This is a genomic window from Sphingomonas sp. RS6 (assembly GCF_054489705.1).
Genome location: NZ_JBTMWM010000003.1, coordinates 407,088 through 414,781, shown reverse-complemented (window position 1 = coordinate 414,781; position 7,694 = coordinate 407,088). Strand labels below are relative to the sequence as shown.

Genomic DNA, 7,694 nt, shown 5'->3' with positions numbered 1-7,694 from the left:
GCATGAGCCCGTGGCGATGCCGGCACATTGGCTCGAGTCGGTCCATGATCCGGACTATGTCGCCGAGGTTCGCGAAAGCCGGGTGCCGCCGCACAAGACCCGGCGGATCGGCTTTCCGGTGACGCCCGAGGTCGCCCGCCGCGCCGTGATGGTGCCGGGCGGTACCTTCATGGCAGCGCTGCTGGCGATGCGACACGGTTTTGCGGCCAACACGGCCGGCGGCAGTCACCACGCGCTGGCAGATACAGGTGCTGGTTATTGCGTGTTCAACGACCTCGCCGTCGCGGCCGTCCGGCTGGTGGAGGAAGGCCACGCGTCGCGCGTGCTGATCGTCGATTGCGACGTTCACCAGGGCGATGGCACGGCGGCACTGACGGCGGGGCGATCCGACATCGCCACCTATTCGATCCACGCAGAGAAGAATTTTCCGGCGCGAAAGGCGCGCTCGACGGTCGATGTGGCTTTACCCGACGGCACCGGGGACGAAGCCTATCTGGCGGCGTTGCGCGAGACGCTGTTGCCGCTGCTAGATCATTATGCGCCCGATCTGATCCTCTATCAGGCGGGGGTTGATCCGTTCGGTGGCGACCGCCTGGGACGACTGGCGCTGACGGCCGCGGGGCTCGTCGCGCGGGACCACTGGATTGCGTCGACCTTTCGCGAACGGGGCATTGCCTTCGCGAGCACGTTGGGCGGCGGCTATGGCAACGACGCGATGGAGGTCGCGCAGCGGCACGCCACGTCGATCCTCACGCTCGGCGCTTGCAACCGTGGCAGCCAGGGCGCATCTGACGCTGCATGAGCCACTATCCCGCGCTTCGCCTCCGTCGCACGCGCGCCGCTGCCTGGAGTCGCCGGCTCCATGCCGAAACGGTGCTGACTCCAGCCGATCTGATCTGGCCCGTCTTCGTGACCGAGGAAGAAGGCGAAACGCCGATCACATCATTGCCGGGTGTATCGCGGTGGAGCCTTGCCGGGATCGTCGATCGCGCCCGTGAGGCTCGCGATCTCGGCATCCCGTGCCTGGCGCTTTTTCCCAACACGCCGATCGCGCTTCGCACCGAGGAAGGGCGAGAAGCGCTCAACCGCGACAACCTGATGTGCCGGGCGATCCGCGCGATCAAGGATGCGGTGCCGGAACTGGGCGTGCTGACCGATGTCGCGCTCGATCCCTATACCAGCCACGGGCATGACGGCATCGTCGACGATAATGGCTATGTGCTCAACGACCGCACGGCTGCGGTGCTGACCGAGCAGGCGCTGGTTCAGGCCGAAGCGGGCGCCGACATCGTCGCGCCGAGCGATATGATGGACGGCCGGGTGGGTCAGATCCGCAGCGTGCTGGAAGACGCTGGGCACGTCAATGTGCAGATCATGGCCTATGCGGCCAAATATGCGAGCGCCTTTTACGGTCCGTTCCGCGACGCCGTCGGCAGTCGCGGGCTGCTCAAGGGCGACAAGAAGACCTATCAGATGGACCCCGCCAATGCCGAGGAGGCGTTGCGCGAAGTCGCGCTTGACTTGGCGGAGGGCGCCGACAGCGTGATGGTCAAGCCCGGGCTGCCCTATCTCGACATCGTGACCCGCGTGAAATCGGCGTTTGAAGTGCCGGTGTTCGCCTATCAGGTATCCGGCGAATACGCGATGATCGAAGCGGCGGCCGCCGCGGGTGCGGGTGACCGTGAGGCGCTGGTGCTCGAGACGCTGATGGCATTCAAGCGCGCCGGCTGCTCGGGCGTGCTCACCTATCACGCACCGCTGGCGGCGAGGCTGCTCGGCGGGTGATCGAAACCGCAAGGCTGCTGCTGCGGCCGCCGACGCTGCAGGATTTCGAGCGGCTCCACGCGATGTGGAGCGATCCGGCGGTGATGCGCGATCTCGGCCCGGTGAAGAGCACGGCGCATAGCCGCGCAACGATCGCCCGGCATCGCGGCTACGGTCCCAGCCACGGCCTCGGCTTCAACGTCGTCGAGCGGCGCGATGACGGTGCCGTGCTCGGCTTTTGCGGACTCAAACCGGGGGCCCCGCAGACCCCGATCGCCGACGAACTCGAGATCGGCTGGATGTTCGCCCGCGACCATTGGGGGCGGGGCTATGCATTCGAAGCGGCGTCGGCGACGCTCGCCTGGGCATGGCGCCACCGCGATGAGCCCCGCGTGGTGGCGATCACGGCGGCAAGCAATGCGGCCAGCCTGGCGTTGATGGCGCGGCTGGGCATGGCTTGGTTCACCGATTTCGAGCATCCGGCGCATCCGCCGGGCCACCGGTTGCGCCCGAGCGTCGCGTTCGCCATCGAGCGACCATGATCGAAACCCAACGACTGTTGCTGCGCGGCTGGACCGACGCCGACCGCGAGCCCTTTCACGCGATGTGCAACGACCCTGCGGTGATGGCCTTTATCGGGCCTTTGCAGCCGCGCCAGGAGAGCGACGCTAGCATTGATCGTCAGATCGCCCTTCTTGCCAGCCACGGCCATTGCTTCTGGGCGATCGAGCGGCGTGATGACGGCCGCTTTCTTGGCTTCTGCGGGTTGAAGCCGGGGGCACCGGCAACGCCGATCGAAGGCGAGATCGAAATCGGCTGGCGGCTTGACGTGCCGTTCTGGGGGCAAGGCTATGCCCGCGAAGCCGCGCAGGCGAGCCTGGCATGGGGATGGCGGATGCTGTCCACGCCGATGATCGCGGCGATCACCGTCGAGGAAAATCAACGAAGCTGGCGGTTGATGGAGCGGCTGGCGATGCGCCGCGTGCCAGACGCCGATTTCGATCACCCTGCCGCGATCCCCGCGCTGCGGCGCCACCGCACCTATCGCATCGCACGGCCGTGACCCAGTCACCCCGCGAAATGCGCGCCGGCGGCGCGGCGCAGCGCGCACTGTTCGCGGCGGCGATTCTGAGCGGCTCGTTCTTGCTGTTCCTGATCCAGCCGATGGTCGCGCGAATGGCGTTGCCGCGCCTGGGCGGGGCGCCGGCCGTCTGGAACTCGGCGATGCTGGTCTATCAGGCGTTGCTGCTGGCGGGCTATGGCTATGCGCATTGGCTGCGACGGTTCAGGCCGCGCGGGCAGGCGGCAATTCACGGTGCGCTGCTGCTGGCGGCAGCGCTGTGGCTGCCGATCGGCCTCGCCTCGATGCAGATGCCGGGCAATGCGGAACCGGCACTGTGGGTGCCGTGGCTGCTGGTCGCGTCGATCGGGCCGCTCTTCTTCGCAATTTCGGCGCAGGCGCCGCTGCTGCAACGCTGGTACAATCTCGCGAGCAACGGTCGCGATCCCTATGCGCTCTATGCTGCGTCGAACATCGGCAGCTTCGGGGGGCTGATCGCCTATCCGCTGGCGGTCGAGCCGTTGATGACGCTGCATAGCCAGAGCTGGTTGTGGAGCGCGGGCTATGCGCTGGTGATCGCGCTGGTCTCCGCCTGTGCGTGGTGGCTGCCACGCGGCGAGGGGGCTGCTGCGGCAATTCGCGAGACGAGCCCACCGCCGGACACGCGCCGCCGTCTCGCCTGGGTGGTCCTCGCGCTCGTGCCGTCGGGCTTGATGCTGGCGACCACCACATTTCTGACCACCGACATCGTCGCGGTGCCGCTGCTTTGGGTGCCGCCCTTGGGGCTTTATCTGCTCAGCTTCACGGTGGCGTTCCGCGACTCGCCCGCGCTGGACCAGGCGATCTCGCGATTCGGGCCGGTGATCCTGCTGCTGTTCGGCGCCACGCTGATCGCGGGGCACCATGCGCTCGCCTATTCCAACGCGCTGATCGGGCTCGGCCTGTTGTTCCTCGTCGCGGTCGCCTGTCATGCGCGCCTCTATGCCCTGCGGCCGGCGCCCGATCGGCTCACCGGCTTTTACCTTGCGATGGCGGTGGGCGGCGCGCTGGGCGGCGTTTTCGCCGGGCTGATCGCGCCTGTGGTGTTCGACTGGACCTATGAATATCCGATCCTGATCCTTGCCGCCGGCGCGCTGATCGCGCAGGCGCCGCTGCACCCCACACTGGCGCCGCCGTGGCGCGGCCAGCACCGTCGTCTCGTCACCTGCGGGTACGCCGTCCTGCTCGCGCTGATCGTCGGTGCGGGGCTCAGCGAGCGGATTCTGGGGTCGATGCATGCCCCGCTCGGTTTCGTGCTGGTGGCGTTGCTGGGCTTGGTCGCGGTGGGAAACCGCGTACCCTATCTCCTTGCGCTTGCCGCCGGGCTCTATCTGTTCGGCGTCCATGATGCGATCCAGACATCGCTGAGCGGCGCGCGGACCCGCAGCTATTTCGGCGTCTATACCGTGACCGATGGCGACGATGCCCGGCGGCTGGCGCACGGCACGACGCTCCACGGCATCCAGCTCAAGGGCGATCGCTCGCGGCTGCCCACCACCTATTATCTGCCGGGCTCTGGCGTGGGAGAGGCGATGCGCCTGGCGCCGACACTCTATGGCCCCGCCGCCCGGATCGGCGTCGTCGGGCTGGGGACCGGTACGCTCGCCTGTTATGCACAGCCGGGCCAGCACTGGCTGTTCTTCGAGATCGATCCGGAGGTGGTGCGAATCGCCCGGGACTCGGGCGCCTTCTCGTTCCTGCGGCAATGCGCGCCTGATGCGCGGATCGCGATCGGTGACGCGCGGCTCGGTCTGGCGAACCTTCCGGCGAACAGCCTGGATCTGCTCGCGCTCGATGCCTTCTCCTCCGATTCGGTGCCGATGCACCTGATGACGGTGGAGGCCTTCGCGACCTATGGCCGTGTGCTTGCGCGCGACGGGCTGTTGCTGGTGCATATCTCCAACCGCTTCCTGTCGCTCGCCCCCGTCGTCGCAGCGGCGGCGGAGCGGGGCGGATGGCATGCGTTGCGGCTGGTGCATGTCCCCAGCGCGTTCGACAGGCTGAACGAGGGGACCGTGTCCGACTGGATCGCGTTGTCGCGGGACGAAGGGCCGCTAGAGGCACTGCAGAGCCGCCGTAGCGAGTGGGTCAAGCTGCGGCCGGTCCCCGGCTTTGCCGGCTGGACCGACGATTATGCCTCGCTCGTGCCGGTGCTGAGGGTGCTGCGACGTGACGAGGCTGCGAACTGACCCTGCGCGTGCGCCGGTCAGCTGCCGGCCAGACTCGATTCGAGCGATGCCGAGCGGCGATCCTGGTCGGCGACGATCGCCTGGCCGTGCGCGACGGCCGCTTCGAGTGCGGGCGATGCCTGATGGCCGGCGATTCGGTGCTCGATCGCGATGCGATCCAGATCGGCGAGCACCGTCGATGCCGAACCGCGGAGCGTGTCGAGCGTGCTTAGCGCGGTCTGGGCGTCGAGCCAGGCTGCAGTGCCGGGCGCCTGACCCCGCGCCGCGCGAACCTTTGCTTCCGCCTCGACGGCCGCGGCCTGCCACTTGGCATGGGCCGCATCCAGCGCGGCGACCGCATCCGCGACCTGCGCCTCGAACGCCGGATCGGGCGCCTCGACGGCAGGCGTTCGCACCGGCTCGTCGAAGCTGCCGGTTTCGGCGGGCCGGGGCAGGAGCGACGGGTAACGCGTGCTGTCTTGCGCGCAGCCGGCCAGAAGGGCGGTGCTCGCGATCAAAAGGGGGAATGTCCGCATGGCAATCGCATATGCCTGTGGAAAAGTTCACGCAACGGGGTTGCGCTGTTCGAAACCCGCCTCTAAAGGCTCCCTCCACAGCGCGCCCGTAGCTCAGCTGGATAGAGCATCAGACTACGAATCTGAGGGTCGGACGTTCGAATCGTTCCGGGCGCGCCAGACATTCCCCCGCCAGAGCTTGCTCGGCGGGGGTTTTGTTTTTCAGGGGTGGCGCGCCGCAGCGCGCCCGCCGGTCAGCGACCAAGCGCCCCGATCAACGTCTTCATGTTCTCGATATAGATGCCGGTCGAAATGCCGATTACCGGGTGGTCGGTGTAATAAGGCGACGTGTCGGTGCGATCGCCGACGCGCGTCTGGCTGAAATCGCCCTCTGCCGGGGTCGGGCTGCCATCGCCGGCATAGGGATTGCTGGTGGCGCGCAGTTCGGTCGGCCACCACCCCTGCCGGTTGAGCGTCCGGACGAGCGTTGCCGCGGTGGTGCCCTCGGCATTGGTGTTGAGGTCCGACGTCGATTCCTCGTCGATCAGGAAATATCGCGGCAGCCCGCCCGTGGCGTGCAGCAGCGGCGAATCCTTTGTTACCTCGGCCGGGTCCGATGCGATCAGCGCCGCATATTCGCGCCGCATTGCCGGCACATCGATCGCGCGGGTCGATCCGTAATGGATGATCGGGTTGGCCGGATCGTAATCGACATAATAGCGGCCGTTGACGACGTTCGATCCCCGGCGGTGGACGTAGAGCGGCCGATTGGTCCCGATCTCGATAAAGGTCGGATAGGCGCGGCCGTTCTTCACTTCGCCCGCCGGCAGCTTGACCGATTCGAGCCAGTCCAGCGCCTCAGGCACCCGCGCGAGGAATTTCTTGTCGCCGGTGAGGCGATAGAATCGCATCAACTGGCGGACATTGGTGGCGGTGGTGTGTGTCACCAGCGCGGTCGGCTCATAGGTGCGGGCACCGACCGGCTTCAGGTCCAGCGTATATTGAAGGCCCCATCCGGCCTGCGGCGCTGCCTGCTGCGTGACGATAAACACGTTCATCGCCCGGATGATCGCGTCATACACCTTCGCGTCGCCCCCCAGCGCCTGATAATACATCAGCAGGAAGTCGATATTCTCCCCGGCCACATCGTCGTTGAACGTGATGAAGCTGGTGTAATCCGGGTTGCCATGATGGCTGAATTCGTTGCGCAGCGGATAGCGCTGTGGCCAGCCGCCGATCGGGTATTGGCTCTCCAGCACGAACTGCAGCGCCTTTTTCAGCGGCGGCAGATAGCGCGGGTCGTGCCGCTCCACATACAGGCGCAGCAGGAACTGCATCGATTCGGACGTGCCGGCATCGTCGAAGGTGGCGTTGCCCCAGTAATGCTGAAACTCCTCCAGCCGCCAGGCGTTCTTGCCGATCGTGTCATACCATTTGCGGATGGAGGGCTCGCCGGCGAAATCGGCGAAATAGTGCCAGCCGCCATTGTCCTGCTGAACCGCGATCAGCGCGTCGGCGGCCTTTTCGGCGGCGCGGTAGTAATAATCATCGTTGGTCGCATGATAGGCGTCGAGGAACAGATGGCCCATCGTTGCGGTGCCGGGCGGCTGTATCCAGATCATCGTCGGATAGGCTTCCATCTCGCCCCAGCGGCGCGACAGATCGGGCAGATAGGCCCAGACATAGCCGCCATTGGTCGACACTTTTTCGACCATGAAGGTCGTCGCCCGCTTCATCGTGCTTTCGATCTGCTGGCGATCCTGCGCGACGGCCGGTTGTGCCGGCATGGTGACGGCGGTGATCAAGACGGCGGCACTGGCCGCAATATGGCGAAAGCCCGTTCGCATTCCTCTCCCTTTCGATGTGATCATCGTTGGGAGCGTCTTAGCAGAAGGCTTATGACACCGGTAGCATTAAGTGGTCAGGCTCACTCGGTCATGTCGAAGCTTTCGATGATGCGTGCGCCCGCCATGAACACGGCGATGGGGCAGGCGCCGAACAGCAGCCAGCCGCCCCAGCCGGGATATTGATGCAGATAGTGCACTCCGCGTTCGGCCGCGCCCATGGCGAGGCCGAAGATCACCAGGAAAGCCTCGAACTTCGATTTGATGACGAACAGGCGACCGATTGCGTGGATCATGGCTGAAC

General features: G+C 66.3%; 8 protein-coding genes and 1 tRNA gene. 6 read left to right on the top strand and 3 right to left on the bottom strand.

All coding sequences use genetic code 11. From position 1 onward, the window contains the following. From ACX40Y_RS09130 to ACX40Y_RS09110, 5 genes are all read left to right on the top strand, one after another. Positions 1-802: histone deacetylase family protein (locus tag ACX40Y_RS09130; protein ID WP_459119231.1), on the top strand; the 802-nt coding region annotated here is incomplete at its 5' end. Then, complete coding sequence (hemB, locus tag ACX40Y_RS09125; protein WP_459119230.1) at positions 799-1,785, top strand: porphobilinogen synthase; 987 nt, start codon at positions 799-801, stop codon at positions 1,783-1,785. The genes ACX40Y_RS09130 and hemB, both read left to right, overlap by 4 nt. After that, positions 1,782-2,306, top strand: a complete 525-nt coding sequence (locus tag ACX40Y_RS09120; RefSeq protein WP_459119229.1) for a GNAT family N-acetyltransferase — start codon at positions 1,782-1,784, stop codon at positions 2,304-2,306. Before hemB ends, ACX40Y_RS09120 begins: the two co-directional genes overlap by 4 nt. Continuing rightward, a complete protein-coding gene (locus ACX40Y_RS09115) occupies positions 2,303-2,827 on the top strand; it encodes a GNAT family N-acetyltransferase (RefSeq protein WP_459119228.1) in 525 nt (174 codons plus the stop codon). The genes ACX40Y_RS09120 and ACX40Y_RS09115 overlap by 4 nt, the downstream gene beginning before the upstream one ends. Before the next feature lie 17 nt (positions 2,828-2,844). Beyond that, positions 2,845-5,052, top strand: a complete 2,208-nt coding sequence (locus ACX40Y_RS09110) for a spermidine synthase (protein WP_459119254.1) — start codon at positions 2,845-2,847, stop codon at positions 5,050-5,052. 17 nt (positions 5,053-5,069) lie between these two features. Here the strand turns inward: ACX40Y_RS09110 and ACX40Y_RS09105 are convergent, their stop codons facing one another. Continuing rightward, positions 5,070-5,567 (bottom strand): hypothetical protein, encoded by a 498-nt coding sequence (locus ACX40Y_RS09105; protein ID WP_459119227.1) that lies wholly within the window; start codon positions 5,565-5,567, stop codon positions 5,070-5,072. An 82-nt stretch (positions 5,568-5,649) separates the two neighbouring features. Here ACX40Y_RS09105 and ACX40Y_RS09100 point away from each other — a divergent pair. Beyond that, a tRNA-Arg gene (locus tag ACX40Y_RS09100) sits at positions 5,650-5,726 on the top strand. 74 nt (positions 5,727-5,800) lie between these two features. Here the strand turns inward: ACX40Y_RS09100 and ACX40Y_RS09095 are convergent. Further along, positions 5,801-7,393 (bottom strand): pectate lyase, encoded by a 1,593-nt coding sequence (locus ACX40Y_RS09095; RefSeq protein WP_459119226.1) that lies wholly within the window; start codon positions 7,391-7,393, stop codon positions 5,801-5,803. Between the two features lie 80 nt (positions 7,394-7,473). Further along, positions 7,474-7,686 carry a hypothetical protein gene (locus ACX40Y_RS09090; protein WP_459119225.1) on the bottom strand — a complete coding sequence of 71 codons (213 nt, stop codon included), beginning with the start codon at positions 7,684-7,686 and terminating at the stop codon, positions 7,474-7,476. Between the last annotated feature and the right edge of the window lie 8 nt (positions 7,687-7,694).

Excerpts from the sequence above, each read along its gene's own strand:
- ACX40Y_RS09115 (WP_459119228.1), top strand. The coding sequence starts at position 2,303 with ATGATCGAAACCCAACGACTGTTGCTGCGCGGCTGGACCGACGCCGAC.
- ACX40Y_RS09090 (WP_459119225.1), bottom strand. The coding sequence starts at position 7,686 with ATGATCCACGCAATCGGTCGCCTGTTCGTCATCAAATCGAAGTTCGAG.
- hemB (WP_459119230.1), top strand. The coding sequence starts at position 799 with ATGAGCCACTATCCCGCGCTTCGCCTCCGTCGCACGCGCGCCGCTGCC.
- ACX40Y_RS09110 (WP_459119254.1), top strand. The coding sequence starts at position 2,845 with ATGCGCGCCGGCGGCGCGGCGCAGCGCGCACTGTTCGCGGCGGCGATT.
- ACX40Y_RS09095 (WP_459119226.1), bottom strand. The coding sequence starts at position 7,393 with ATGCGAACGGGCTTTCGCCATATTGCGGCCAGTGCCGCCGTCTTGATC.
- ACX40Y_RS09105 (WP_459119227.1), bottom strand. The coding sequence starts at position 5,567 with ATGCGGACATTCCCCCTTTTGATCGCGAGCACCGCCCTTCTGGCCGGC.